The sequence below is a fragment of the Vibrio sp. 2132-1 genome, assembly GCF_033344315.1.
Genome location: NZ_JAWPON010000005.1, coordinates 206,595 through 230,010 on the forward strand (window position 1 = coordinate 206,595; position 23,416 = coordinate 230,010).

The 23,416-nt window shown below is 44.1% G+C and carries 28 protein-coding genes; 9 read left to right on the forward strand and 19 right to left on the reverse strand.

Annotated elements, in window-relative coordinates:
• Position 1 precedes the first annotated feature (1 nt).
• A complete protein-coding gene (locus tag R8N47_RS07290) occupies positions 2-2,425 on the forward strand; it encodes a formate C-acetyltransferase/glycerol dehydratase family glycyl radical enzyme (RefSeq protein ID WP_064354939.1) in 2,424 nt (807 codons plus the stop codon).
• An 84-nt stretch (positions 2,426-2,509) separates the two neighbouring features.
• Here the strand turns inward: R8N47_RS07290 and R8N47_RS07295 are convergent, their stop codons facing one another.
• On the reverse strand, positions 2,510-3,055 hold the full coding sequence (locus R8N47_RS07295) for a TetR/AcrR family transcriptional regulator (RefSeq protein WP_025768600.1): 546 nt from the start codon (positions 3,053-3,055) through the stop codon (positions 2,510-2,512).
• 98 nt (positions 3,056-3,153) lie between these two features.
• Here R8N47_RS07295 and R8N47_RS07300 point away from each other — a divergent pair, with 98 nt between their 5' ends.
• From R8N47_RS07300 to R8N47_RS07315, 4 genes are all read left to right on the forward strand, one after another.
• Entirely contained in the window at positions 3,154-3,627 is a 474-nt protein-coding gene (locus tag R8N47_RS07300; protein WP_064354938.1) for an HPP family protein, read from the forward strand.
• 138 nt (positions 3,628-3,765) lie between these two features.
• Positions 3,766-3,981 carry a TIGR02450 family Trp-rich protein gene (locus tag R8N47_RS07305; protein ID WP_005374999.1) on the forward strand — a complete coding sequence of 72 codons (216 nt, stop codon included), beginning with the start codon at positions 3,766-3,768 and terminating at the stop codon, positions 3,979-3,981.
• A 112-nt stretch (positions 3,982-4,093) separates the two neighbouring features.
• On the forward strand, positions 4,094-4,471 hold the full coding sequence (locus tag R8N47_RS07310; RefSeq protein ID WP_005386881.1) for a PH domain-containing protein: 378 nt from the start codon (positions 4,094-4,096) through the stop codon (positions 4,469-4,471).
• 10 nt (positions 4,472-4,481) lie between these two features.
• A complete protein-coding gene (locus R8N47_RS07315) occupies positions 4,482-4,700 on the forward strand; it encodes a DUF6500 family protein (RefSeq protein WP_017634431.1) in 219 nt (72 codons plus the stop codon).
• Here the strand turns inward: R8N47_RS07315 and R8N47_RS07320 are convergent.
• The 9 genes from R8N47_RS07320 to fliD all read right to left on the reverse strand — a co-directional run bounded on the left by R8N47_RS07320 (position 4,697) and on the right by fliD (position 11,328).
• The gene (locus R8N47_RS07320; protein WP_005375002.1) at positions 4,697-4,984 is read right to left on the reverse strand and encodes a hypothetical protein; all 288 of its coding nucleotides are present in this window, start codon (positions 4,982-4,984) and stop codon (positions 4,697-4,699) included. The genes R8N47_RS07315 and R8N47_RS07320 overlap by 4 nt on opposite strands.
• Before the next feature lie 77 nt (positions 4,985-5,061).
• The gene (locus tag R8N47_RS07325) at positions 5,062-6,057 is read right to left on the reverse strand and encodes a flagellar motor protein MotB (RefSeq protein WP_005375003.1); all 996 of its coding nucleotides are present in this window, start codon (positions 6,055-6,057) and stop codon (positions 5,062-5,064) included.
• Positions 6,057-6,914, reverse strand: a complete 858-nt coding sequence (motA, locus tag R8N47_RS07330; RefSeq protein ID WP_005375006.1) for a flagellar motor stator protein MotA — start codon at positions 6,912-6,914, stop codon at positions 6,057-6,059. The genes R8N47_RS07325 and motA overlap by 1 nt, the downstream gene beginning before the upstream one ends.
• A gap of 10 nt (positions 6,915-6,924) precedes the next feature.
• Positions 6,925-7,653, reverse strand: a complete 729-nt coding sequence (locus R8N47_RS07335) for a FliA/WhiG family RNA polymerase sigma factor (RefSeq protein WP_005375008.1) — start codon at positions 7,651-7,653, stop codon at positions 6,925-6,927.
• A 12-nt stretch (positions 7,654-7,665) separates the two neighbouring features.
• Positions 7,666-8,166 carry a flagellar basal body-associated protein FliL gene (gene fliL / locus R8N47_RS07340; RefSeq protein ID WP_005375011.1) on the reverse strand — a complete coding sequence of 167 codons (501 nt, stop codon included), beginning with the start codon at positions 8,164-8,166 and terminating at the stop codon, positions 7,666-7,668.
• Positions 8,167-8,188: 22 nt separating this feature from the next.
• Positions 8,189-9,262: a flagellar hook-length control protein FliK gene (locus R8N47_RS07345; RefSeq protein WP_005375012.1), complete on the reverse strand. Its 1,074-nt coding sequence runs from the start codon at positions 9,260-9,262 to the stop codon at positions 8,189-8,191.
• A complete protein-coding gene (locus R8N47_RS07350) occupies positions 9,259-9,579 on the reverse strand; it encodes a hypothetical protein (protein ID WP_005375013.1) in 321 nt (106 codons plus the stop codon). The genes R8N47_RS07345 and R8N47_RS07350 overlap by 4 nt, the downstream gene beginning before the upstream one ends.
• On the reverse strand, positions 9,563-9,949 hold the full coding sequence (fliS, locus tag R8N47_RS07355; RefSeq protein ID WP_005375014.1) for a flagellar export chaperone FliS: 387 nt from the start codon (positions 9,947-9,949) through the stop codon (positions 9,563-9,565). Before fliS ends, R8N47_RS07350 begins: the two co-directional genes overlap by 17 nt.
• 32 nt (positions 9,950-9,981) lie before the next feature.
• The gene (gene fliD, locus R8N47_RS07360; protein WP_042521679.1) at positions 9,982-11,328 is read right to left on the reverse strand and encodes a flagellar filament capping protein FliD; all 1,347 of its coding nucleotides are present in this window, start codon (positions 11,326-11,328) and stop codon (positions 9,982-9,984) included.
• Positions 11,329-11,744: 416 nt separating this feature from the next.
• On the opposite strand from fliD, the gene R8N47_RS07365 reads away from it, so the two are divergent.
• Positions 11,745-12,032 (forward strand): hypothetical protein, encoded by a 288-nt coding sequence (locus R8N47_RS07365; protein ID WP_064354937.1) that lies wholly within the window; start codon positions 11,745-11,747, stop codon positions 12,030-12,032.
• 70 nt (positions 12,033-12,102) lie between these two features.
• On the opposite strand, the gene lafA is transcribed toward R8N47_RS07365, so the two are convergent.
• From lafA to R8N47_RS07410, 9 genes are all read right to left on the reverse strand, one after another.
• Positions 12,103-12,954, reverse strand: a complete 852-nt coding sequence (gene lafA, locus R8N47_RS07370) for a lateral flagellin LafA (protein WP_005375019.1) — start codon at positions 12,952-12,954, stop codon at positions 12,103-12,105.
• 300 nt (positions 12,955-13,254) lie between these two features.
• A complete protein-coding gene (locus R8N47_RS07375) occupies positions 13,255-14,025 on the reverse strand; it encodes an EAL domain-containing protein (RefSeq protein ID WP_017633491.1) in 771 nt (256 codons plus the stop codon).
• A gap of 19 nt (positions 14,026-14,044) precedes the next feature.
• On the reverse strand, positions 14,045-16,135 hold the full coding sequence (gene flhA / locus R8N47_RS07380; RefSeq protein WP_017633492.1) for a flagellar biosynthesis protein FlhA: 2,091 nt from the start codon (positions 16,133-16,135) through the stop codon (positions 14,045-14,047).
• Between the two features lie 31 nt (positions 16,136-16,166).
• Positions 16,167-17,294 (reverse strand): flagellar biosynthesis protein FlhB, encoded by a 1,128-nt coding sequence (gene flhB, locus R8N47_RS07385; protein ID WP_005375025.1) that lies wholly within the window; start codon positions 17,292-17,294, stop codon positions 16,167-16,169.
• Positions 17,291-18,067 carry a flagellar biosynthetic protein FliR gene (fliR, locus tag R8N47_RS07390; protein WP_005375027.1) on the reverse strand — a complete coding sequence of 259 codons (777 nt, stop codon included), beginning with the start codon at positions 18,065-18,067 and terminating at the stop codon, positions 17,291-17,293. Before fliR ends, flhB begins: the two co-directional genes overlap by 4 nt.
• Entirely contained in the window at positions 18,067-18,336 is a 270-nt protein-coding gene (gene fliQ, locus R8N47_RS07395) for a flagellar biosynthesis protein FliQ (protein ID WP_005375036.1), read from the reverse strand. Before fliQ ends, fliR begins: the two co-directional genes overlap by 1 nt.
• A gap of 12 nt (positions 18,337-18,348) precedes the next feature.
• Entirely contained in the window at positions 18,349-19,107 is a 759-nt protein-coding gene (fliP, locus tag R8N47_RS07400; RefSeq protein ID WP_005375037.1) for a flagellar type III secretion system pore protein FliP, read from the reverse strand.
• Positions 19,108-19,125: 18 nt separating this feature from the next.
• Positions 19,126-19,497: a flagellar motor switch protein FliN gene (gene fliN / locus R8N47_RS07405; RefSeq protein WP_005375038.1), complete on the reverse strand. Its 372-nt coding sequence runs from the start codon at positions 19,495-19,497 to the stop codon at positions 19,126-19,128.
• The gene (locus R8N47_RS07410; RefSeq protein ID WP_005375039.1) at positions 19,494-20,312 is read right to left on the reverse strand and encodes a FliM/FliN family flagellar motor switch protein; all 819 of its coding nucleotides are present in this window, start codon (positions 20,310-20,312) and stop codon (positions 19,494-19,496) included. Before R8N47_RS07410 ends, fliN begins: the two co-directional genes overlap by 4 nt.
• Before the next feature lie 379 nt (positions 20,313-20,691).
• Here R8N47_RS07410 and R8N47_RS07415 point away from each other — a divergent pair, with 379 nt between their 5' ends.
• The 3 genes from R8N47_RS07415 to fliE are packed head-to-tail and all read left to right on the forward strand — an operon-like array spanning position 20,692 to position 23,414.
• Positions 20,692-21,711: an OmpA family protein gene (locus tag R8N47_RS07415; RefSeq protein ID WP_213896639.1), complete on the forward strand. Its 1,020-nt coding sequence runs from the start codon at positions 20,692-20,694 to the stop codon at positions 21,709-21,711.
• Entirely contained in the window at positions 21,711-23,042 is a 1,332-nt protein-coding gene (locus R8N47_RS07420; protein ID WP_017820535.1) for a sigma-54 interaction domain-containing protein, read from the forward strand. Before R8N47_RS07415 ends, R8N47_RS07420 begins: the two co-directional genes overlap by 1 nt.
• A 15-nt stretch (positions 23,043-23,057) precedes the next feature.
• Positions 23,058-23,414 carry a flagellar hook-basal body complex protein FliE gene (gene fliE / locus R8N47_RS07425; protein ID WP_005375045.1) on the forward strand — a complete coding sequence of 119 codons (357 nt, stop codon included), beginning with the start codon at positions 23,058-23,060 and terminating at the stop codon, positions 23,412-23,414.
• The last annotated feature ends 2 nt before the right edge of the window (positions 23,415-23,416 follow it).

Sequence of the window (23,416 nt, forward strand, 5' to 3'; positions counted from 1 at the left end):
TATGGACCTGAATTACCTTCCTGAGCGTATCAAAGCGCACAAATCGGCACTGGTAAATATCGTAACGCCACCTGTCTGTACCGAGCGTGCAGAGGCATACACTCGTGCTTATCAAGCAAACGAAGACAAACCTGTGATTGTCCAACGTGCGCTAGCACTGCAAGAGCATTTACGTACTCGTACTATTTGGATTAAACACGATGAGTTGATCGTCGGTAACCAAGCGAGCAAAGTGCGCGCTGCGCCTATTTTCCCAGAATACACTGTACGTTGGATTGAAGCGGAAATTGATGAGCTAGCCGACCGTCCTGGTGCAGGCTTTGCGGTTACTGAAGAAGATAAGCAAAGCATCCACAGCATCACACCGTACTGGCGCGGTAAAACCGTTCAAGACCGTTGTTATGGCTTGTTTACTGATGAGCAGCAAGAAATCTTAGCCAGCACCATCATTAAAGCTGAAGGCAACATGACTTCGGGTGACGCGCACCTTGCGGTGGATAACGAAAAAATCTTGAAGCTAGGCATGAACGGCTTGCTAGAGGATGTTCGTCAGCACCGTGCTAACAATGATGTTTCGACCTTTGAAGGCTTGAAGAAAGAGCAGTTCTATAAATCAGTCGAAATCGTACTGCTTGCGATTCAAGATCACATAGTGAGCTACGCTGAATTGGCGGCAAAAATGGCGTTAGAAGAGACACGCCCGCTGCGCAAAGCTGAGTTAGAAAGCATTGCGGCAAACTGTCGTCATGTCGCGAGCCACGCACCAGAAAACTTCTGGCAAGCACTGCAATTGAGCTACTTCGTTCAGTTGATGCTACAAATCGAATCGAATGGTCACTCGGTTTCTTTCGGTCGTATGGACCAATTCCTAAACGAATTTTATGTTCGCGATATCGAAAACGGCGCGATTGAAAAAGACTTCGCATTAGAGTTGCTGCAAAGCTGCTGGTTGAAGCTGCTTGAAGTAAACAAGATTCGCTCTGGCGCGCACTCAAAAGCCTCCGCAGGTTCTCCGCTGTATCAAAACGTGTGTATCGGCGGTCAGAAGTTGAATGAAAAGGGTGAGCCTGAAGACGCAGTGAATTCACTTTCTTGGGCGATTCTGGAGTCTTGTGGTCAGTTGCGTTCGACGCAACCTAACTTGAGTGTGCGTTACCACGAAGGTTTGAACCAAGAGTTCTTAATGGGCTGTATTGAAGTGATTAAATGCGGCTTCGGCATGCCAGCGTTCAACAACGATGAGATTGTTATTCCTGAATTCATCAAGCTCGGCGTAGAGAAAGAAGACGCTTACAACTACGCATCTATCGGCTGTATCGAGACGGCGGTTCCGGGCAAATGGGGGTACCGTTGTACGGGCATGAGCTTCATTAACTTCGCTCGTATCCTGCTCGCTTCATTGAACGAAGGTGTGGATGCAACAACGGGTAAAGCTTTCTTGCCGCACGATAAGTCATTAGCAAAAGGCAACTTTGAGAACTTTGAGCAAGTGACAGCTTCTTGGGCAGAGCAAATCCGCTACTACACCCGTAAATCGATTGAGATTGATACAGTCGTCGACAGCGTACTTGAACAGCAAGCACAAGACATCTTCTGTTCAACGCTGGTGGATGACTGTTTAGCTCGCGGTAAAACCGTGAAAGAAGGCGGCGCGAAACACGATTGGGTATCTGGCTTGCAAGTCGGTATCGCAAACTTGGGTAACAGCCTAGCAGCAATCAAACATCTTGTTTTCGATGACGCGCAAATCACTCAGCCAGAGCTGGCAAAAGCATTGGCAGAAGATTTCGACGGCATGGAGAACGAACAGCTTCGCCAACGTCTTATCAACTTTGCACCAAAATACGGTAACGATGATGACGCGGTAGACCAACTGCTCGCAGACGCGTACCAAGTGTACATTGATGAGCTAGAGCAGTTCGTTAATACGCGTCATGGGCGTGGCCCAATTGGCGGCGGTTACTACGCAGGTACATCAAGTATCTCGGCAAACGTCCCATTTGGTGCTTCAACCATGGCGACGCCAGACGGTCGTAAAGCGAAAACACCACTGGCAGAAGGTGCAAGCCCGTCATCTGGCTCAGACCGTTTAGGTCCAACAGCGGTATACAACTCGGTTGGTAAGATTCAAGCGAATAAGATCCTTGGTGGCGTGCTGCTTAACCAGAAGTTGAGCCCGGCAGCGGTTGAGTCTGAAGGGGACAAGCTCAAGCTTTCTATGTTGATTCGCACCTTCTTCAACCACCACAAAGGCTGGCACGTGCAGTACAACATCGTCTCTCGCGAGACCTTGCTAGCTGCGAAGAAGAACCCTGAACAATATCGTGATCTTGTTGTGCGAGTTGCAGGCTACTCAGCCTTCTTCACCGCGCTATCACCAGATGCTCAAGACGACATCATCGCACGTACCGAGCACGAGCTATAAGTACACTGACTAACTGAAACAAAAGGCACCGATTGGTGCCTTTGGTTTGCATACTTAATCCGCAAATGACTATACCTGAACGCATTAAAGCTTGTGCAAAATGGTCACGCATTTCTTCGTGATGTTGTCGTACTCTTTCGTCATGTAAGCGGTAGTGATCGCGCCCTCTTTCATGATGCAAATGGCATCGAGTAATGCAGCGTTGTCTGATTTGAGATAGTGATGAATTAGCTCTCTGACTTGCTGCTTATGGTAGCGGCAATACGTTGCGATCTCGCCACTGTCGTCACTGAATTCCGCGGACGTATTGATGAAAAAGCAACCGCGAAACTCGCCCAACTTTTCTTCAGAGCCATGAAACCAGCCGTTGAGTGCTGTAAATAACTGATCGATCACCTCCGCGCACGTTTGTGCTGAAGAAAGCTTTTCCTCCAACCATTCCATAAATACTTGGTGGCGTTGTTCTAATGCGGCGATGATAAGCGCTTCTTTGCTCTCAAAATGGTTATATAGCGTGCGTTTAGCCACGCCGGAAACATTGAGGACTTCATTGATGCCAATAGAGTTGATGCCTTGTTTATAAAACAGTGACAAAGCTGTGTCGATCAATAACTGTTTCTTTTTGTTCATAACTACGTCCTCAAAAAGTTCCATAAACACATATTGACAAAGGTAGACAGATTTGTCTATTTTATTTTGTAGACAATTCGGTCTACTTTGAGGTGTTTATGAATAATTTAATTTTATCGTTGGTTGCCGGGCTTGGCGCTACGTTGGCTATTGGCGTATTGTCCTACGCTGAGGTATCACTGACGGAGGTTGTACTCCTGATGGCACCATTTGGTGCTACCGCAGTACTGGTGTTTGGGGTGCCTAGCAGCCCTCTCGCTCAACCAAAAAACGTGATCATTGGTCACTTCATTACGGCATCTATCGGTATTGCGTTTAGCCAGTATGTTGACGTCACGCCGGTCACGCTCGCGATTGCGACGGGGCTAGGTGTGTCTGCGATGCTGATTACGAAGACCACTCATCCACCTGCGGGGGCAAATCCAATTTTGATCATGGCGTCTGGGCAGGGATGGAGTTTTCTCTTCACGCCTGTCCTGATTGGCGCGGTAGTGATTGTTCTGGTCGGTAAAGGGTTACAGTTGCTACAAAATCAGTACCTAAACCCTCGACTGAATGGTCAGAAGACCTAGTCGGATTGTAGTTAGAGCCGCGAAAGGGAGTGATCTCTTTTGCGGTTTTATCTTTTGTCGGTTTGCAAAAACAAAATCTGATTCTCTCTTGGTATTCAGTCGTATACATCAACATGGTAGTTAAATTGGTACAATGCGATGAACAGAATCCACCCTAAGAAACTATTGCACAGTAAATGGACGGCAATTTCACCTAAAAACAAAGAGAAGCATTTTGTCGTGACAGAAATGGAACTAGATGAAGATGGTAACGTTGTGAGATGTGTCATCGAGGCAGTCATGAGTAAACGCGACCGAGAGATGAACTGGCAAGACCTAAAAGACTCTGAGCAATGGATGCAAGGGTGGAAGTGAGTGACGCTTTGTTGTTGGGCGAATCAAGCAGAAACGTGCGTTGCGAGTAGGCAAAAGTGGTGCTATCTGATACGTTGATAATTCGTTCTAACGCCCACTCAAAGGATTAATTATGATTGATTTCGACAATTCCTCTGTATTTAAGCTTAAGCCGATTGACGTTTCTAATGCCAGAGAAGACTTCCTTAAGTTCTTGATTGATGGTGAGACTATTTTCGCTGCTTTTAAAACAGTTCGTGACCAAGTGGTGTTTACGAACAAGCGAGTGATAGCGGCAAATGTGCAAGGGATTACCGGCTCAAAAGTGGATTACACTTCTTTGCCTTACAGTAAGATCAATGCATTTTCTATCGAGACCTCTGGTACTTTTGATTTGGATTGTGAAATCGAGTTCTTCATGAGTGAGGTGGGAAGAGTGCGTTTTGAAATTAAAGGCTCGTTTGATTTGATTTCTTTCAACCGTATGGTTAGTGAGTATGTACTAGGTTAAGGGATTAGAAATGAGAGCTTCGCTGAGAGACAAAATTATAGAGGTCTGTGACAAAAAGATCGCGAGTAAAGGTGAATTGGTTGGTCTCTCATTTTATGCGTTTTTCGCTAATAAAAATGACGACCCAGAGCTGTTGATGGAAGCGGCTACGTGGTGGATTCAGACTCATCAGCTCGACCACTTCGAAAAAGCAGTAAAAATAAAATCAATGGTCGAGTCGGGGAGCTAAATTAAAAAAAAGAAGTAAAGAAAGCAGACAAATGCTAATAACGTTGCGGATAAAACAGGGTAGATAATGTAAGAGTCCTGCTTGTTGGTTCGTTGAAAACATAGCGAAACAAGTAAGACGTTATAAACTACAAGTAACAAGCTGATCATGGTTCCGCTGTTTAGTGTCATACTTGATAGCTGAGTTAAGAAAAACGCCAATAAAAGGTAATCGAAGACAATGAGCCATAAAAAGGCTTTCTTTAGTAAGTCGCTTTTTCTTTTTTCGGATGATGTTATGTGCATATAGAACTCAACTAAAAAGTCACAGTAACAGAGGCTTTGGTTAGAGAGGTCACCAAAAGAGTGGTGACCTTTTAAGATTATAATTCTTGAATTTTTACTTCGCTGGTGGCGGTATCGCCGGAGTAATTGATGACTTCTTGACGAATGACTGGTTGGTTGAATTCAGCCTTATCTTTCGCTTTTTGCAGTTCGCTTTCTTGGTGGTTGCCAAAAAGGGTCTCAAGCACTTTAGCGGCAGGAGTCGTTAAAACAAACAGCTCAATACGACGGTTTTCGCTAGAATCTGGCTCATCAGGATTAAGCAGCGCTCTATCTGACATACCCGTTACCTGCATTACTCTATCATCCGGCATACCGCCTTCAACTAACGTATTTCTTGCTACGTCTGCTCGAGAGGCTGATAACGCCCAGTTAGATTGACGACCAAAACGCTTTTTAAATGGAATTGCATCTGTGTGTCCGCTGATGATCAGAGGGTTGTTAACACGATGAAATACAGGTGCTAGTGCGAGCAGTAAATCTTCAAAAAAAGGAGTAAGTTCTGCACCACCACGGCTGAACATGTGCTGTTTGTAATCATCTTGAAGGACGATACGCAAACCTTGTGGTGTCACCGTGACGTTTACATTTCCCTGCGCATTAATTTGGGCAGTCATTTGCTCAATTACTTTCGCTAGTGCGGCAAGTTGCTCTTGAGTATCGAAGTTACCAGGAATCAAAGAATCAATTTCTGGTCCATCCCCATCACCTTTGAAGTAGGAGCTTACCACATGGTTGGAGTTGTGTTTACTTGGCACAGAAGAGTCCTGTGCCAAGTCGATAGGAGAAATACTTTGTGACGTATCAAATGGGTTGCCGTAACTCTTGTCGAATACGCTTGAACTATGCAAGTGGGCAACAATCGCTTTACGCTCTTCTTTGTCTACCACCTGCATAACCCAAAGTACAAGAAACAGCGCCATTAGGGCGATCATGAAGTCAGCAAACGCGACTTTCCACGCGCCGCCATGAGACGACTCATCATGGCTGTATACTTTGGCACGTTTGAACACTACATGCTCTTGTTTTTGCATTATCCCTCCTGTTCAGCTAACCACTTCTCCATTTGGTTGAATGTTGGTTTGATGTCTAGCTGAATATGTTTACGACCAGCGTCAATGGCGAGCAATGTCGGCTTTTTCGCTACGTAGGCAACCAAGGTTGCACGAACGCACTCAAAAGCAGTCATATTACGTTTTACTCGCTGAGCCATGGCGTTACTTAGTGGATCTAAGCCACAGTAACAACCGAAAATACCAATGAATGTACCAACGAGAGCTGCCGCAACGTGATAACCAATCATAGCGATTGAGCCATCAATAGCTTGCATGGTGATAATGATGCCACCAACTGCTGCAAGAATACCGAAGCCAGGTAGTGCTTCTGCTGTACGCTGTAGTGAGCGTGAAGGTAAAAGCATTTCGTTCTGTATTGCTTCGATTTCTTGCTCTAGCAGTCCCTCTAATTCATGAGGCGACATCTGTCCCATTGCCATTAAACGTAAATTGTCAGTAATGAAAGAAATTAGGCGATGATCTTCTGCGATCGTCGGGTAAGCGAGGAACATAGAGCTTTGCTCCGGAGCCTCAATATGAGAATCCAGAAACTTGTATCCGCGGTTTCTCGCTGTCTCTAGCAAGTTGTTGAGTAGTGCCATTAATTCCATGTAGTACTCATGCTCTTCTGTTGGACCTTTAATGGTCGCTGGCACTTGGCGACGCATTTCTTTCAGTACATGAGGCGGATTACCGATGATCAGAGAACCAGCAGCGGCGCCAATAATGATAAGGAATTCGGCTGGCTGCCAGATAGCACCTAAGCTACCACCGGCCCACATATATCCACCGAAGACGCACACCAGGATAGTGAGCACTCCAAAAAACTTTTGCATCTTGTGACTCCTAAGAGGACATTAATTGGTTGAGTTGTTTCAGCGCTTGTTTGTGAAGCTGACATATACGAGGTGGTGTCAGATCCAATACCAGAGCTATTTCGTGTAAGTTGAGTTCATGTTGATAGAACAGAGTCAGGAGCAGTTGATCACGCTTAGGTAACTTACCCAAAGCACTGTCTAAACTACGACGAATATGTTCATGTTCCATGCCATCGTATTGTCCGCCAATGTAGCTATCACCGCTGCTCTCCATCAGTTGATCAAGGCTTTGCATCTCGCCTGCGAGAGCGGCATTTTGACGGTTGTAATAATCTTGCTCATTCGTCCCTAAAGCCTGGATGATTTCGGCATCCGTTGGCATTCGACCTAACGTTCGAGTGAGATCTCGAGTCACGTCGTTGAGCTCGTGGGCTTGTTGACGAGTCTTACGTGAACGCCAATCTAGTCGGCGTAATTCGTCTAAAATAGCTCCCCGAACTCGACAAACGGCGAAAGCAGGAAAGTGAGGATCGTCAACATCGCCATATCGGCGTCCAGCCTCGACTAGAGCGATAAGGCCTATCTGCTGCATATCTTCAATACTACAGTGAGAAGTGGCATGAACGCGCAGCTGGTTAACTACGCGTTTTACCATGACCTGATGACGTTGTAGCAATGCGTTTTCATCAATTGGTCGTGACGGTGTTGTCACTTCCTCTTCTGTGGTGTAAGTGTCTTGTACATTCATGTCTAACATGGTTGTGCTCCGTTATTGCACAACATATTTAGTCAACAAAACATCGTCGATTTCTCGGACGATGTCTGTTTTAGCAAAAGCGAGTAGAAGCGTTTGCTTCACTTCGTCTTGCAGAATATCGATGGCACCCGCTTGCTGTAACTGATCAAACGTTTTGTCGCTAAACAGTTTTAATAGAGAGTTTTGTACCATAGGCATGTATTCATCGATCTCTTTGATACGCTCTGGACGGCGTGTCTCAATTGCCAGTTCTAGCATCACAAAGTGAGTCTGTTTCTTGCCTTTAACGGTCAAAACGACTTTGTCCAAAGGATGGAAGCTAGGACCTTTACTTGTCGGTTGTTCTGTGACCAAAAAAGACAGTGGAGAGTCTTCGATCAGTGAACCAGAGTCAGGTGACTCTTGAGCGTGTTTGTTTAAGTACCAGATTCCGCCCATAATTGTGACGGCCGAAACGAGGGCACTGGTGATGATCATGGCGATAAACAGGGCGATCATTTGTTGTTTGGTCATAACCTTTTTCCTCGAAGATTCACTAAGCTTGAGTGCTTAGCCAGTGTTCTGAATAGTTAGTTGTTGTCGTGGTTTGGAATGCACCAGATTCTCGTGCGGCGAAAATATTGGCGTCTTCTTCGTTTGCATGTGGGTCATTTCGACCTTGGTTTTGATCAGAGCCAACATTGACATCGACATGAACGAAGTTTTGCTCTTGTAACTCAGTACGCAATCGTTCCGAAACTTGCATTAAAGCTTCTCGTGTTGCTGCGGCATTGGCGTTGATGTGGACACTCAATCGGTCACCTTCAACACGTACAAGTAAATCCAATTTCCCTAAGTCTGGTGGGTCTAGGCGGATTTTTGCTTCTTGTACATTTTGTTGAGCTTGGAGCGTCACGCGATCATGTAATACTTGCATCATTTGCTCCCCCCACTTTCCGGCAGTGGTATCAACACGCACCGCTGCCCACTCAGAGCCTTGAGCTTGAACATGACTCGTCGCAACCGGTGAATGTGCAGGTTGTGTTGTAGGAGCTTGTGCTTGAAGTAGAGAGGCGGTTGGTTGCCCTTGAACAGGTTGATTCAAAAGAGTTTGAAACTCAGCACCGGAGATAGGCAAACGCGAACTCGATGAAGTCGGCAGACTTTGCTTCACATCTTGTTTTGATGATGTGTTTAACATAGCGTTAGACGAATCTTGAGTAACAGACTTAACTTCGCTCGCAGTCATTAAAGATGACGCTTTTCCTAGTTTCTCAGCCTGCTTCTCTGCCATGGTAATCATACCCTGGGTTAAAGCTTGAGCTTGCGCTGCAAGATCAGTCGATTCTGTTAACCCTAGTGTACTGGTCAAGTTGGCATCCGGATCTGAAGCTGAGCGGTCATCAGTATCAAAACCATGACTTTGTACTTTGTTTGCGCTGTTCAAAGTAGAGGCCGTAAGGTGAAAACTCGGTACCGCTGACGCAGAGTTAAAGTCTTGCTCACCATTCTGCTTGTTCCCTGATTTAAAACCATGAGAAAAGCCGTGTACCGAGTTCGCTTGCTTGATGTGACCCTCATTGTTAGCTGGCGAATTACCCGAGTGCTGAGTTGAAGAAGGTATGATCATTGAGTTAGCTCCATGGTCATTGCTAATTGATAGGCCATAGCGCGTTCTTGATGGTCATTGACCATGTTCATCTCTTTTTTCAACTCGTTGGTCGACTTCTCTAATACTGCGAAGGCATTAGCGTGCACTGTTTTCGCTCGCTGGATTTCAGGTGCAAGCTTAGGATCTTTCAAAAAAGGCTTGTGACTGATCAAAAGCTCTCGCAACTGCAAGTCGTACCGCTTGAGCGCATGCCAATCGGCCGTTTTTGCGGCGAACTGGATGAGCTGAGATAAATGACGGAATCGCTCTGGCGATACTTTATGCTTGTTGTCCAAAATTCATCCAACCTTCACGAATGTTACCCATTACACGCTCAACGTTAACCAAGCGATTTGCATCGTTTTGCACGCTAGCGTAATAAAGTTCGACTTGGCAGAAGTCATACAGCTGGCGTAGGTTTTCCGCAATTTCACCGCCGTTTTCATCATCTAGAGCACTTGTTAGTCCAATCAAGATGTTCATGCATTTGTTGATTCCATTCCCTTTCTCGGCCAAACGATTTGCGGCTAGGTGGCCGCGAATACGTTCAACTTCATCGAGTAGGCCATCGATTAACATGATGACCAATTGGTGTGGATTTGCTGCTGCCGCTTGAGCGTCGAGATCGACTTGTTGGTACGAATCGTAACCAGAATCCATAAGCATGAATATTTCTCCTAAATTTGGAACCAAATGTCTTATTTTTGAGCTTTAAACATGGACATGGTTTGGTTCATTTGGGTCATAATTGAATTCATTTGAGTGAATTGTTTGAGATAGCGGTTGTACGACATTTCGTACTTACGCTCTAAATTGGTTTGTTTATCTTTGATTCGGTCTAAGCTTGACTGTATTGCGTCTTTACGCGTGCTGAAGGTACCTGATGAGAACTTCAAGAAAGGCTCTACCATTGCGTCAAGAGAATCTAGCAAAGCGTCATCCCCATTAAACAACGCCTCTAAGCCTGCGCTATTTGTTTGTTGAGCTTCTTTGAACTTTTCTTGATCAACTTTCATTTTACCGTTGCGGTCTAGGCTCACGCCGATCTCGCTTAGGCGCATACCATTGTGTTCACCTCGGATTAACCCCGTTAACTGACTCTCAATAGAACGCAATGTCGAGTCGCTAGCGAGCACGCCGCGTTTCTGATCTTCACCGCCAATTTGGGTGTACTGATCGATAGTCGAAACAAGGGCATTGTAGGTTTCCACAAACTTATCTAGTTGTTCTTTAGTGCCTTCGCTATCAGCTCCAATTTTTAAACCGATTGGCGAATCTCCCGCGGCTTGCGGTTTAGATACGGTAATGTCAACACCGTCGATGACACCTTCAAAAGTATTACTTGCGTTGGTTAGTTTCAGGCCTGAGTCTTTTGCACCTAGCCACATAACCGCATCTTGCGGAGCGTTAATTTGCTTGAGGTTGGTGAAGGCGTCTTCAAACCACGCTTGGCCAGTACCCGTTGCAGATACGTTGATCTTATTTTCGACACCAGTCTCAGTGCTCGATAGCATAAAGTGTGTTTGACCATTCGAGCGAACTAGAGTGGCGTTAACGCCAGGGTTATCCGTGTGATTGTTAATCGCGCTTGCTAAATCACTGATCGTTGCAGTGCCGTCACCATTAACATCAACGGAGGACAAGTCTAGAGTCATTGTTTCACCGTTGATGGTGAATTCTAAAGATCCAGTTGTTGGTACTTCTGTCGTTGCCTCAAGGTCTGCAGGCATACCTGTAGATACTTGATGTGCTGTTGCCACTTTTTCTACAAAAATCTGATAGTTACCCGTTAGCGCTTTAGCATCCGCGTTTGCAGTAAAGTTACCTTCTTGAGAGAGTGTCGCACTGTTTTTGATGATGCTGTTTGTGCTGTTATTCATCTCTTTCATTGCAGTACGAAAATCACGTAGTGCGCTTTCAACTTTATTAAAAGCTGACAGTTGTGACTGGTACACATTAGCTTGCGCTTGGTAACGGTTTTTGAATGGGTTTGTGTCCAATTGTGCGAATTGGGTTGCCATTTTTACTGGGTCTAAAGAACTCATGAGGTGTGCTCCTCTCATCTCTTATTGGCTTGAATACTTTGAATGCTACGCCTTAGTTTAATTATCAGTGGCAAGATGCGTGCCGTATATTAAGTTCAATTAAAACAAAGGTTTAAAGCTATTTTGTTTTCTTGGGAGGAAGTGGTGTTTCCACCTTGTTTGTTCCGCCTTCCTCCATGGAAAAAGTAATTTCCTTATAAGAAAAGGCGACCTAAACAAAGAAAATATTTAATTGTATTGACGGTTCTAATTAGGAGAGATGTTTTAATTAGACGTTATATTCAGCCTTTACTTCAGCTTGATTCAGATAATTCTTACAGAGTGCATTAATTGCGTTCTGATATTATTTTTGATATTGCGATGTGCAAGTTTTCTCACTAAAAATTAAATTTTTTACGTTTCAAAGAATGTCAGTTATGAATGAATTTGCGTTACGATTGATGAAATGTGCTCGTGCATATGAAGAGTTCATTAACAAAAAACTATTAAGTAAACAGAGCATCAATTCTGATGAGATAGCTAGTATCTTAAAGGAAGCTAAGTTCAAATTTCCTGAACTTAGAGATAGTAAAATAGGAAGCAAATTAGAGACGATAGAATTAGAACTGTTTAATAAGGTTTTATTTAATATTATGTTGAAATTCGGATTCAGAGTGCCTGAATCTCACAAAGATAATACGAGCTCTATTTATATTCGTAGATAAAAATAAAGCCTTCCATAGGAAGGCTTTATAATTAAGACGATTTAAATTAAGCGCACTATTAACTAAGTAATTAGCGTAGTAGTGACATTGCCATGCTTGGAAGCTGGTTAGTTTGAGACAGAACAGTTGTACCTGCTTGCATCAACATTTGGTTCTTAGTCATGTTTGAAGACTCTACTGCAAAGTCTGTATCCATGATACGACCTTTAGATGCTGTAACGTTTTCTACCATGTTACCAAGGTTAGCCATAGTGTGCTCAAGACGGTTGATGTTCGCACCGAAGTCTGCACGAGAGCTACCAATTTTTTCTACTAGACCGTCAGCGCCGCTGATTTTGTCTAGTGCTGCTTTTGCTTTAGTCGCGTCATCGATACCATCTGTAATTGCTGCATCAGCAAGAATAGTAGTGATTTCACCGATACCTGCGCTTGCGCTTACAGTCAATGTTTCAGCAGAAGATGCACCGATTTGGAATGTTACGTCACCTGCACCGAAGCCGCCGCCTTTAAGAAGGTTTTGACCACCGAACTTAGTGTTGTCTACGATGTTGTTTAGTTCTGCAGTAAGCTGTGTGAACTCTTTGTTAAGAGACGCACGGTCTGTTGCACTGTTTGAACCGTTCAACGATTGTGTAGCAAGGTCGTTCATACGGTAAACGATGTTTGTCATTTCATCCATCGCACCTTCAGCAGTTTGCATCATAGAGATGCCGTCTTGTGCGTTACGCATTGCTACTGACATGCCGCGTGTTTGCGCTTCTAGACGGTTAGCAATTTGAAGACCAGCAGCGTCATCAGCAGCTGAGTTCACACGGTAGCCTGTGCTTAGACGTTCCATTGCTGTGTTTAGAAGTCCGCTTGTTGTGTTCATTGTGTTTTGAGTTACAAGCGAAGCGTAGTTAGTGTGCATTGATAAAGCCATCTTAGTCTCCTTAGTTAGTCACTATATCTTTCAGGCCTCGGGATATTCCCTTGTCACTAACTAGAGGCGGTCGGTCGGCTTTAATGATTAATTTGAAAATTAAAAAATTTCTAAAAAAGATAAAAATTGATGATTTTTAGTGATTTGTATTCCATGAAAACCGGGAAAATCATCATATAAGCCTAAATTTTTAGTTAAGTTAAAGAAACTATTGCCCAATGATCTTGTGGTTATCCGTTATAAATAAAAAAACAGCACGAATAAATCGTGCTGTTTTAAATATAAATGGTTGAGTTTCAACTATTCCTCATCAAAAGACTGAAAGGAGAGAGAGGTTGGGATATCGCTGAAATAACCAAAATAATAACTGGCACCCAATAAACGATAGCGGTTAAGTTCCGTTTGACTCGCTACACGTCCGGCAACCCAAGTATATTTATGCTTTCTTAAGAACTTAGCAATAGGTAGGAAAGCGTGTCTTTCTTCTTTATCCTCTAGTGTGACTGACAATTTGATCATATCGGGACTAAAGTCTGCGACGCGCTCGAAGTTCACTTGCGATGTCGCGACTTCAAACCAAAGTGAATATGCATTCTCTTTTAACTTTTTGGTGAGTGTGGCGACTTTATCACTATCACATAACGTTTCATCAGCTTGAAGAGAAGGAATCACATGTTGAAAAGCAGAAGAGTGGAATTGAATCGTCTGTTCGAGAAAATAAACCCCAGGCTCCCAAAGTAATGCATCCACGCGAATCGGCACGACAACATTACTAATCAAGTCGTGATGAAAGGCTTCTAACTGAAATTGTGTTTGTCTTAGTGCAAGGTAAAGACTGAACAAATCCAGGCAGTACTGCATTTGTTCAGAGAGTTTGAATTGATAGACACTTTGTTCTCCACGCATACCAAATCTCAACGTCAGGTGTTGGAATTCTACTTCCCCTGATTGAGCTTCCCTAATTGCTTGGCATGCGTGTTGGACATCATTGTGTTTTAAAGCATCAAAGACTAATTGATCGTCATCCGTGACGATGTGTTGTACTGCGAGACCAACCAAATGTTCGTACATCGCATGTGTTGAAATAAGATTAACCAAGGTTTCCTACCACATTGATTTGTTTGTTTTCTGGGATTTCGTTGTAAGACAATACTGCCAGCCCTTGTGTAAATGTGCGAGCGTAACGCGCTAGAAGAGGGCGCAGCTGTGGCATAACGAGAAGGATCGGAGGTAGCCCCTGTTGTTTAAGCTGTTGTCTAATCAATGGCAAGTTTTGTTGGAACTGACCAAGAATGTTTGGCTCAATTGGGAAGCTATCTAGTGTTACCGTACCAGAAGATTGTGCTTGTTGCAGTGAATTTAGTAGCATTTGTTCTAACTCATCAGACAGTGCGTAGACATTTAACTCGTTCTTTTGTCCTGCAATTAAGTTAACAAGCGTACGCTTTAGTGCACAGCGCACATCAGATGCAAGTAGGATCGGGTCCTTTGTATTTTCCGCGGATTCCAACATTGTGTTGGCAATCGTGCGAATATCTTTTAGTGGCACTTGGTCTAATAAAAGCTGACGATATACTTTCAGCTGCTGCGCTGGATTAAGTGCTGCTGCTAATGCTTCTGCTAGTTTCGGGGCTTGTTGTGTCAAACGCTGGGTTATTGCTTCCACATCGTCGTGCGTAAACAATTCTGCAAGGTTTGTCTTCATGATTTTACTAATATGAGTGGCAATAACAGTGCCATCATCGACAACTTGGTAACCCATATTAAGTGCTTTTGCTTTATCTTGATGCTCAATCCACACAGCTGGCAACTGATAAGCAGGATCGCTACCCAAAATGCCATCTACCTCACCGTAAGTTTCGCCAACCGCTATCGCCATTAAACGCTCTGGTTCAATAAAACCTTGCTCAATGACTTCGCCATTTAGAGAAATTGTGTATTGGTTTGGCTTGAGGCTCAGATTGTCACGAATACGAACTTCAGGTAATAAAAAGCCAACTTGTTCAGAAAGGTTTCGACGCACACCGCGAATTCGTTGTGATAAAGGTGCCCCTTGTTCTTTGTTGACTAGATGGACGAGTCGGTAACCAAGCGCAAGTGATAATGTTTGGACGTGAGGAATATCATCCCATGTCAGCGGTGTATCATCGTCTTGCATTGCTTGTGAAAGTGCTTCGACCTCTTCAATCTGGGAGTCTTGCACTGGCTTCTTGGTTTGACGCCACCCTGCGAACGCTAATGCGCCAGCAAACGCAAAAAAGGCTAGGTGTGGCATACCCGGTACCATACCGATTACCGCCATAATACCTGCGACAGTAAATAGCGTTGCAGGAGTTGCCAGTAATTGCTTTTGCATGGTTTCCGACATGCCATTATCGCTATCATTAATTCGCGTAACGATAATCGCGGCAGCCGTTGCCAATAGTAGTGAAGGAATTTGAGCAACTAGACCATCACCGATTGTGAGTAGGGCATAAGTTTTAAAGGCGTCAGACGCAGCGAGTCCATGCTCGAAGACACCAATACTGATACCACCAATGATATTGATAAACAGAATCAACAAACCTGCGATGGCATCGCCACGCACAAACTTTGATGCACCATCCATCGAACCATGAAAATCGGCTTCGTTGGCGACTTCTTTACGGCGTAAGCGAGCCGTTTCCTGATCGATAAGGCCAGCGTTTAAGTCGGCATCAATTGCCATTTGTTTGCCTGGTAAAGCATCCAACGTAAAGCGGGCTGAAACCTCAGAAATACGTTCACCACCTTTGGTGATTACGACGAAGTTGATGATCATCAAGATGACGAACACCACCATACCAACGACGTAGTTACCGCCAATGACGACTTCACCGAATGCTTGAATGACCTTACCCGCTGCGTCACCACCATTATGTCCTTCTAGGAGTACAATTCGCGTAGAAGCCACGTTCAATGTGAGACGTAATAATGTTGCGACCAGCAAAATAGTTGGAAAAACAGAGAAATCTAATGGTCGCTTTGCGGTTGTGCTGACGAGCAATACTAGAATTGCTAAGACGATATTAAAGGTAAACAGCGCATCCAGTAGCAGAGGAGGCAAAGGAAGAATCACCATTGCTAATATCATTAGCAAGACGATTGGAATGCCAACGTAGCCTTTGGTTGATGTTTGAAGTTGTTTTAACCGGTTAAGCATACTTTCGTGTCCTTGGATAAACGCGGGTTAATCAGTGCTGCAAATGTTTTGGAATCGAAAAATGAGGTAAAGGAATTGGCTCTTTTCCCTCACCTTTACGAAAGGCTTTCAATTGCAAAACGTAAGTAAGAATATGTGCCACTGCGATGTACAGTTGGCTTGGGATTGCTTGTTCAATCGCCGTCGTGTGATAAATCGAACGGGTAAGTGGCGGGGAGTTAATGATTTCCACTTTGTTTTCTCGGGCGATACGTTGAATGTGCATAGCAGTTTCGTCTACGCCTTTTGCGACGACAAAGGGCGCGTCAGAAAGCGAAGGCTCGTACTTCAGTGCGACTGCGTAGTGCGTTGGGTTTGTGATGATCACGTCAGCCGTCGGCACCATTTTATCGATCTTACGGCGCGCAAACTGCTGCTGTATTTGACGAATACGTTGCTTTACTTCCGGACGACCTTCATTATTTTTAAATTCCTCTTTCAATTCTTGTTTCGTCATGCGGAGTTCTTTTAGGTGTTCCCAACGCTGATAAGGAATGTCGATAACCCCAAATAACAACAAGGCGAAGCCCATTAAGAGTAAGCCTTCAAACAGAATTGACATTACTAGAGAAAAACCTTGGCTGAGTGGGAGGTTTTGCATGCCAAGTAATGGCTGTAAGTGGTTGTCTAAATAGCCATATAAGATGCCGAAGATCACGGCTACTTTGAACGTCGACTTTAAGAGCTCAACCACTGAGCGGGTCGAAAAAATGCGCTTTATCCCGCTCAAAGGATTAATTTTGCTGAGCTTTGGCATCACGTTCGCGGGACGGAACATCCAGCCGCCTAGCACAAGGCTACTACCACAGGTCACGATAATAATGACGGTAAACAATGGTAATAGCATGTCGATGATGACTGCTAAACTTTGTCCCAATTGCTCGACAAGTTGTTTAGGATTTTCTAGGTCGGCTCGCGTCAGCATCATGTTGTAGCGAAAGATACCCGACATGCTTTCCCAAATACTATTAAGCTGAGAGTAAAAGTAGAGCGCCACCGCTAGAAATATAACCGCAGTAGTAAACTCTTTCGCGCGAGGAATTTGTCCTTCCTGACGGGCTTTCTTTACCTTCTGCGGTGAGGCTTTTTCAGTTTTGTCTTGAGAAGATTGATCGCTCATGCTCCCCCCAACATAAAGTTACTCAAGTGTCTAATGGTGTCGTGAACGAGCGCCGTGTAGCGACCAGGAACACCAGAAACTGAGATTAATACGCTGAATAGACCCAGCAGCATCGTCATAGGAAAACCTAACGCATAGACATTAAGTGATGGTGCGGCTCGGTTCATTACACCAAAACTGATGTTGGCTAGAAGCATGGAAACAATAGCGGGTAAAGCCAAAGCGAGTGAAGAGGCAAACATCCAACCGAAAATATTGACAACACCTTGCAGAGAAAGCGATGTGATACCAGATCCGACTGGCCAAACAACAAAGCTTTGAATCACGATATCTATGACGAGTAAGTGTCCTTCTAGCGCAAGAAACAACAAGGTTGAGAAAATCAGAAATATGCGTCCCAAAATGGCGACAGAAAGCCCGTTAATAGGATCATTCATCATCGCCATACCTAAGCCCATTTGCAGAGAAATCACCTGACCAAGCATGGTGAAAACGTTAAAGAGCATGTGCAAAATTAACCCAAACATTACCCCCCAAATAGCTTGCTCAAAAGCAAGGAACAGGGAAGTCATAGAGAATAATTCGACTTGTGGCATGGGTGGCATTAACGGTCCAGTAATGACAACGATCGAGAGGGCCAGTAAAGTACGAACCCAAACAGGAATAATTGCATCACCAAAGAAAGGCATTGAAATAAATACGGCTCCCACACGAAAAAACGGCCACCAGAGTTGACCGAGTATCGCCGAGAGCTCTGCAAATGTGATGGCCATTAGCCAATCATCCCTGGTATGTTGTGGAACAAGAAATCAAACAGTTCCATGATCTTACGGAGCATCCAGTGACCTGCAAAAATCACCATTAATAAGGTAACGAGCAAACGTGGCAAAAAGCTGAGTGTTTGCTCGTTGATTTGTGTGGCAGCCTGAAATACGGCGATACACAAACCGACAATTAAGCCTGGAACAACCAATACGGCAACCATCAAAATGATCAGCCATACTGCATCGGAAAATAACGTTACGGTTAGTTCTGGGGTCATAACTGCTCCTAGTTAACCGAAGCTGGCAGATAAGGTGCCAACTGTCATTGCCCAACCATCCACGAGTACAAATACCACCAACTTAAAGGGAAGTGAGACAATTAAAGGTGATAGCATCATCATACCCATTGCCATCAGGACACTGGCGACAACCAAGTCGATGACCAAAAACGGGATGAAAAGCATAAAACCAATTTGGAAGGCGGTTTTCAGTTCACTAATGACAAATGCAGGCAAGACAACGGCAAATGAAATATCCTCAACGTTTTGGTCGAGAGGCTCATTGGCAATACGTAACATTTGTTCAAGAGAGCTTTGGTGCGTCTGTGCCAACATGAACTCTCTCACTGGTTTCTCTGCAACAGAAAAAGCCTGTATTAGCGTGATTTCGCCGTTGTCGTATGGCTGAAACGCATTTTCATAAATATCGCTCCAGACAGGGCGCATAATCAGTAACGTCAATGCGAGAGCGATCCCGACCAACACTCTGTTAGGTGGGCTTTGTTGAAGACCAAGAGCTTGGCGCAAAATCGCAAGGACAACGACAATTCGAGTAAAGCTCGTCGCCATCAAAATAAATGCTGGAAGAAAACTGAGCGCCGTCATCAACAACAGAATTTGCAGTTTAACGCTGTATTCTTGTTGTGTGTCGCCATCAGAAACGGACAAGATAGTTAAGCCGTTGTCAGCCGCCATTGTTGGGAAAGCAAACAAAAGTGACACCAATACCAAAAGAGGTAACCAACGGTGCCAAGCGCTCAGATTTTTCATTGTGATGCCTACCTAAGATTATTGACCAACGCCACTCAATGCAGAGTCATGTACATCGATCAGACGAAGTCCATACTTATCATTGACAACGACAACTTCAGCGTGGCCCATAAGAGAACCGTTTACTTTCACGTCTAAAGGCTCGCCATTGAGCTTTTCCAACTCGATAACCGTGCCTTCACCCGCTTTCATTAAGTCCCCAAGTGGGATCTCCTTACTCGCAACTTCCAGCGTGACTGTGACAGGAATGCTTTTGAAAAAGCTAAGGTCACGTTCCGCAGTGGCTGGTTCTTGTTGGAGCGTATCTTCGGCTTCAAAGTCTTCTAATTGAAAATCATCAAAGTTCAGTTCTTCTGCGTCGAATGCATTAGTTTCTAGCGCTTCGCTCATCGCTGCGGTTCCTTATCAGGGTTAAAGATCAAAACAAGTTGGCCGTCTTGCTCGGCAATACGACCTGTAAATAGAGATTGGTTGCCAATGCTTACTGGAACCGTGTTAAGAAGCTCAATAGGTAAAATATCGTTGGGTTGTAAGCCAACCACATCACTTAAAGGCATCTTCTTTTTACTTAGAACAACGTTCAGTCGAACGGGGGTCGTCTCTAAAGAACGACAGAAAGGTTGAAACAAATCGGTATCAGGCTGCAGTTCAAGCTGCTCGATCAGCGTTTGAATAAGATGACCATCTAGCTTGAGATGAATTGAGCCTTGATGATCGTCAAACGCAATGTTTAATTGAACGTTAATGCCAATTCCTCTAGGGGTCTCATACTCACCCGTGTCCCACATTTCACCAGGAGCAAGCCAACCGATGATGATTCGACTGATGCGCTCTTGTAAACGTAAGTCACTGGCCGTCAGAGTAGCGGCTGAACGCTCTGCACTTGCACCATAAAATCTATCAGCCAACTTTATTAGCGTGTGAGGGTTACCATGGATGAATACCATGCCGCCTTCCTGATGTTGATAGGTCGACGTTTGCTCTTTGTCCATCTCAACCGATGTAAAGCGGTGCAAGTCTACTGAGGTTAAGCTAGCTTCCACTTTTCCTGTGCTGAGCCAATTTTGTAATTCAGTCGTAAGGTTTGAGCAAGATTCTGAAATTAAATTATCGAGCTTCTCACGAATGATATGAATAGGTTTGCCTAATAATTCTACATCAAGTAGTTGACTATCAGAAATAGGCTCGCTAACTCTATTTTCCATTTATATTTTACCGTGCGTTAACAATCGAAAGTGTTTTAACTTAATGGCGTGTAGTCTACACAGAAATTTTAATGATCTTTTAGCTCCAAACTCTAAGATTGTGACTTTAGTTCACATGTTGCTTTGTTCATATAGTCATAATCTTTTAATGAAATTTAAAAAGAGTTAGTTTTCTTTATAAATCGCTTAATAAATAAAATAACAATGTTGAGCGTTTTAGTTGTTATAGCTTTTTTAAATTGCCTTTATGGCGTAACAACAACTTCAAATAAATAAATTATAAGATACTGTTTTTTATGCTTAAAGCTTCCGTTGGAGGCTAAGCGTGCTCTCTTGAGCGTTTTGTAACCAATTTTAATATTCAGAATAGGTAATTAAAATGATTAGCTATGCCAGTTCTCTCGGCTTGGTGGCATATTTAATTAAACGGTTTAAGTCATGGGAATGTAAGATATACATCAATCATGTCCGTTTGATAATTTGTAACACAATTATTGTTATCAGTTTTATTTTTTCAAAAGTGTCATATTCAGAAGAAGTCTTAACAATCCCTATGGACCTCTCTAAATGGACATATGAGGGAAATAAATTCAAATGCAACTTGTTGCAATCAAATAAAGACTATGGGAAGTTTTATTTCCTAGCGGAACCTAATAATAAATTCTATTTTATTTCCGATATAGAATATGAAAACAATAAATGGAAAACGATTGCTTTAACAACTCAAAATGCTCCTTGGGGTGATGAGCTTTATAGAAAAGAATTTGGTTCCCTTGAATTTACTAAGCCGTCTCAGCGTTTCATCTTTAATAAAGGCGCTGAAGAATTCATGGATTCAATTGCTTCGGGTAGTTGGGTGACGCTGTCACTTAAAGGAAGTAATGCTTCCTCTGTTTCAGAGATTGTGATTCCTACTCTTCAAATTCAAAACGCATTGAAATCATTTAATGCGTGTCGCGCGCGATTGCCTAAATTGTCTTTTTCAGAGGCAAGGGATATGGCGCTCTCATTTGAGTTTGGTCAGAAGACGTTAAGTCGTGGACAGAAAGCAACACTAGAAGCGCTGTATAGCTATGTATCTGTGGATGATCGAGTGACCAAAATCCTCATCGACGGTCACACCGATAACGTTGGTTCAAGTTTAACGAACCTTTCTGTGTCACGTACTCGAGCAGAGCAAGTCACCAATGCTTTGATTGAGCTTGGGGTCGACGAGTCGATGATCGAAACACGAGCTCATGGTTCACGTTACCCAATTGCCAGCAATAACTCGGTTAATGGCCAAGCAAAAAACCGACGTGTCACCCTGCGTTTAGTGAGGGACAACGAGTATACGGCTACGAAACACCACCCAGATCTACAATCACAAAATCAACAAACGAAAGTTAAGGTTCAATGATGACGAAAACGAAAATTTTGTTGGTTGAGCCAAATGAAGCTCTTGCTCAACCAGTATTGGATGTGTTGCAAAATGCAGGTTACACCGCGAAACACACTCGTACTGGTCGAGGCGCTTTGCTTGAAGAGCGAGCAGAAATCACTTTAGTGAGCTCTACGCTGCCGGATATGTGTGTTCGTGAGTTTGTCGCGTGTCACCAAAAGCAGCGAAATTCGGGTGTTGTTATTGCGATTGTCGACCAAGAACAAGGCATCTTGGCTGCTGAGACGATGAAAGCGGGCGCTACTGATTATCTATTACGCCCGTTTGAATCTAATCAGTTGGTTAATCTGCTTAAACGTGTTGAAGCGTTAGGTAAGCCAATGGCCAACATTGTTGCGGAGTCTTGGAGAAGCAAACAAGTTCTGCAATTGGCGCATCGTGCAGCATGTACTAACGCGAGTGTGCTTATTACAGGTGAATCGGGAACGGGTAAAGAAGTGCTGGCGCGATATGTGCATGAGCACTCTCCGCGTATCAATGGTCCATTTGTGGCGGTTAACTGCGCCGCCATTCCAGAGTCAATGTTAGAGGCTGTGCTATTCGGTCATGTAAAAGGCGCGTTCACCGGAGCGACAAATTCTCAAAGCGGTAAGTTTGAAGAAGCAAATGGCGGGACGATTCTGCTTGACGAGATTGGTGAAATGTCACCTGCGGTTCAAGCGAAATTGTTACGCGTCCTTCAAGAGCGTGAAGTAGAACGTGTTGGTAGCCATAAAGCCGTTCAGCTCGATATTCGTGTTATTGCGGCAACCAACAAAGACTTACGTGAGGAAGTTCAAAAAGGCACGTTCCGTGAAGATCTTTATTATCGATTAGATGTGCTGCCTCTGCACTGGCCGCCTTTGCGTGAAAGAAAAGAGGACATTCTACCAATTAGCCAATTCTTTATTGAAAAGTATCAAGATAGCAGCCGCTGTCACCTATCCCAAGATGCGATTAGTGCGCTGAGTCAGTATCACTGGCCGGGCAATATTCGTGAGTTGGAAAATGTCATTCAACGCGCTTTGGTCATGCGTCATGGTGATTACATTACAGCCCATGACCTGATGCTGCCTATTGAGCTTGTCGCGTCAGTTCCTACAGCAGAGCCAACTGCAAGTTTTGGTCATGTAGAAGCGAAGAAGCAAGCTGAATATCAGTTTATTTTGGAAAAGTTACGTCAGTTTGGTGGAAACCGAACGAAAACCGCAAACGCGCTTGGAGTCTCTACTCGAGCGCTACGCTACAAGCTCGCAGCAATGCGAGAACATGGTATTGATTTACAGTCGGCACTAGGCTCGGCTGCCTAATAGGAGAAAAAATAGATGGCAAGTCAACCTACTCATGCGGTCTCGGCAGAGCAACTTATGTTGTCAAAAATGCAGGCGATGCAGGCACAAGTGCAGCCGCCAGAGTTTATCGTGAGTGCAAATCCTTTAGATCAACAATCACTAAACGCACCTTTATCGTTCTCACAAGCGATGACAAATGTGTTGGATACAGTGAATCAACATCAATCAGTGGCTAGTCAAAAAATGACGGCCGTAGAAACAGGAAAAAGTGATGACCTAGTTGGTGCAATGGTCGCGAGCCAAAAAGCCAGCTTGTCCTTTAATGCTTTGATGCAAGTGCGCAACAAAGTCGTGACCTCATTTGAAGATATTATGAAGATGCCGGTGTAATT

Excerpts from the sequence above, each read along its gene's own strand:
- R8N47_RS07290 (WP_064354939.1), top strand. The coding sequence starts at position 2 with ATGGACCTGAATTACCTTCCTGAGCGTATCAAAGCGCACAAATCGGCA.
- R8N47_RS07295 (WP_025768600.1), bottom strand. The coding sequence starts at position 3,055 with ATGAACAAAAAGAAACAGTTATTGATCGACACAGCTTTGTCACTGTTT.
- R8N47_RS07300 (WP_064354938.1), top strand. The coding sequence starts at position 3,154 with ATGAATAATTTAATTTTATCGTTGGTTGCCGGGCTTGGCGCTACGTTG.
- R8N47_RS07305 (WP_005374999.1), top strand. The coding sequence starts at position 3,766 with ATGAACAGAATCCACCCTAAGAAACTATTGCACAGTAAATGGACGGCA.
- R8N47_RS07310 (WP_005386881.1), top strand. The coding sequence starts at position 4,094 with ATGATTGATTTCGACAATTCCTCTGTATTTAAGCTTAAGCCGATTGAC.
- R8N47_RS07315 (WP_017634431.1), top strand. The coding sequence starts at position 4,482 with ATGAGAGCTTCGCTGAGAGACAAAATTATAGAGGTCTGTGACAAAAAG.
- R8N47_RS07320 (WP_005375002.1), bottom strand. The coding sequence starts at position 4,984 with ATGCACATAACATCATCCGAAAAAAGAAAAAGCGACTTACTAAAGAAA.
- R8N47_RS07325 (WP_005375003.1), bottom strand. The coding sequence starts at position 6,057 with ATGCAAAAACAAGAGCATGTAGTGTTCAAACGTGCCAAAGTATACAGC.
- motA (WP_005375006.1), bottom strand. The coding sequence starts at position 6,914 with ATGCAAAAGTTTTTTGGAGTGCTCACTATCCTGGTGTGCGTCTTCGGT.
- R8N47_RS07335 (WP_005375008.1), bottom strand. The coding sequence starts at position 7,653 with ATGTTAGACATGAATGTACAAGACACTTACACCACAGAAGAGGAAGTG.
- fliL (WP_005375011.1), bottom strand. The coding sequence starts at position 8,166 with ATGACCAAACAACAAATGATCGCCCTGTTTATCGCCATGATCATCACC.
- R8N47_RS07345 (WP_005375012.1), bottom strand. The coding sequence starts at position 9,262 with ATGATCATACCTTCTTCAACTCAGCACTCGGGTAATTCGCCAGCTAAC.
- fliS (WP_005375014.1), bottom strand. The coding sequence starts at position 9,949 with ATGCTTATGGATTCTGGTTACGATTCGTACCAACAAGTCGATCTCGAC.
- fliD (WP_042521679.1), bottom strand. The coding sequence starts at position 11,328 with ATGAGTTCTTTAGACCCAGTAAAAATGGCAACCCAATTCGCACAATTG.
- R8N47_RS07365 (WP_064354937.1), top strand. The coding sequence starts at position 11,745 with ATGAATGAATTTGCGTTACGATTGATGAAATGTGCTCGTGCATATGAA.
- lafA (WP_005375019.1), bottom strand. The coding sequence starts at position 12,954 with ATGGCTTTATCAATGCACACTAACTACGCTTCGCTTGTAACTCAAAAC.
- R8N47_RS07375 (WP_017633491.1), bottom strand. The coding sequence starts at position 14,025 with ATGTACGAACATTTGGTTGGTCTCGCAGTACAACACATCGTCACGGAT.
- flhA (WP_017633492.1), bottom strand. The coding sequence starts at position 16,135 with ATGCTTAACCGGTTAAAACAACTTCAAACATCAACCAAAGGCTACGTT.
- flhB (WP_005375025.1), bottom strand. The coding sequence starts at position 17,294 with ATGAGCGATCAATCTTCTCAAGACAAAACTGAAAAAGCCTCACCGCAG.
- fliR (WP_005375027.1), bottom strand. The coding sequence starts at position 18,067 with ATGGCCATCACATTTGCAGAGCTCTCGGCGATACTCGGTCAACTCTGG.
- fliQ (WP_005375036.1), bottom strand. The coding sequence starts at position 18,336 with ATGACCCCAGAACTAACCGTAACGTTATTTTCCGATGCAGTATGGCTG.
- fliP (WP_005375037.1), bottom strand. The coding sequence starts at position 19,107 with ATGAAAAATCTGAGCGCTTGGCACCGTTGGTTACCTCTTTTGGTATTG.
- fliN (WP_005375038.1), bottom strand. The coding sequence starts at position 19,497 with ATGAGCGAAGCGCTAGAAACTAATGCATTCGACGCAGAAGAACTGAAC.
- R8N47_RS07410 (WP_005375039.1), bottom strand. The coding sequence starts at position 20,312 with ATGGAAAATAGAGTTAGCGAGCCTATTTCTGATAGTCAACTACTTGAT.
- R8N47_RS07415 (WP_213896639.1), top strand. The coding sequence starts at position 20,692 with ATGATTAGCTATGCCAGTTCTCTCGGCTTGGTGGCATATTTAATTAAA.
- R8N47_RS07420 (WP_017820535.1), top strand. The coding sequence starts at position 21,711 with ATGACGAAAACGAAAATTTTGTTGGTTGAGCCAAATGAAGCTCTTGCT.
- fliE (WP_005375045.1), top strand. The coding sequence starts at position 23,058 with ATGGCAAGTCAACCTACTCATGCGGTCTCGGCAGAGCAACTTATGTTG.